Annotated in this window: 1 protein-coding gene and 1 pseudogene; both read right to left on the bottom strand. The window is 54.8% G+C overall.

The window, feature by feature from the left end; genetic code table 11:
* Window positions 1–341, bottom strand: a pseudogene (locus HVE01_RS19740) (electron transfer flavoprotein subunit alpha/FixB family protein); the annotation flags it as partial.
* 14 nt (window positions 342–355) lie between these two features.
* Window positions 356–1105, bottom strand: coding sequence for an electron transfer flavoprotein subunit beta/FixA family protein (locus HVE01_RS19735; protein WP_146945492.1), 750 nt, complete (start codon window positions 1103–1105; stop codon window positions 356–358).

The raw sequence follows: 1105 nt of genomic DNA, 5'->3' as shown, positions 1-1105 counted from the left end.
ACGTCGGACAGCTGGCTAACATCCTTCAAGGCAGCCAAGCGCGGCAGTACGTTTTTACCAGTGGTAGAGGCGCCGGCCAACACGTGGGTATAGTCGCCAGCCAATTCAACCAATAGCGCGCCCATTGGCTCGGCAAGCTGATGGGCGTATACGGCGTTATCGGCAACGCGAACTTTACTGACACCGTCAAGCTTTGCGGCAGCATCCGCAGCCGCTTGGACGCCTTCACCGGCCACCAGCACGTCGATATCACCACCAATCGCCTTGGCAGCAGCAACCACGTGAGCGGTTGCGCCCGCTAACTGACCTTCATGGAGGTCGGCAAGTACCAGAATGCTCATGAGATCAGCTCCTATTAAAGCACTTTGGCTTCGTTTTTCAGTTTGTCGATCAATTCATCTACCGAGGCGACTTTAACACCACCTTTGCGCTCTGCCGGGGACTCCACTTTGAGCAGACTAACCTTGGAGGCCACTTCAACCCCGTAATCAGCGGGCGTTTTGGTATCCAGCGGCTTCTTCTTGGCCTTCATGATGTCGGGCAACTTCGCGTAACGCGGCTCGTTCAAACGCAAATCGGTGGTAACGATAGCAGGCAGAGAAAGCGCGACGGTTTGCAGGCCACCATCGATTTCGCGAGTGACATTAACCTTGTCACCGTCAACAGCAACCTCAGAGGCAAAAGTACCCTGAGGAAGGTTGGTCAGCGCGGCCAGCATTTGCCCCGTTTGATTGTTGTCGGTATCGATGGCCTGCTTACCGAGAATCACTAAGCCAGGCTGCTCTTCGTCAACAACCTTAGCAAGTAGCTTGGCCACCGCAAGCGACTCAACGCGCTCGTCGGTTTCAATATGAATAGCACGGTCTGCCCCAAGCGCTAGCGCGGTGCGCAACTGCTCTTGAGCCGCCTTAGGGCCAACGGTAACGGCCACGACCTCTGTCGCAACACCCCTCTCTTTGAGGCGCACCGCTTCTTCTACGGCAATTTCGCAGAAGGGATTCATCGCCATTTTGACGTTGGTAAGATCAACATCAGAGTTGTCCGCTTTGACGCGGATTTTGACGTTATAGTCGATGACGCGTTTAACCGCGACGAGTACTTTCAT

The organism is Vreelandella venusta, assembly GCF_007989605.1.
Classification (GTDB): Bacteria; Pseudomonadota; Gammaproteobacteria; order Pseudomonadales; family Halomonadaceae; genus Vreelandella; species Vreelandella venusta.
Note: the sequence above shows the minus strand (reverse complement) of the source record. Positions and strands in the feature narration are given on the sequence as shown.

Coding starts and splice junctions, on each gene's coding strand:
- HVE01_RS19735 (WP_146945492.1), bottom strand. CDS start 1,105: ATGAAAGTACTCGTCGCGGTTAAACGCGTCATCGACTATAACGTCAAA.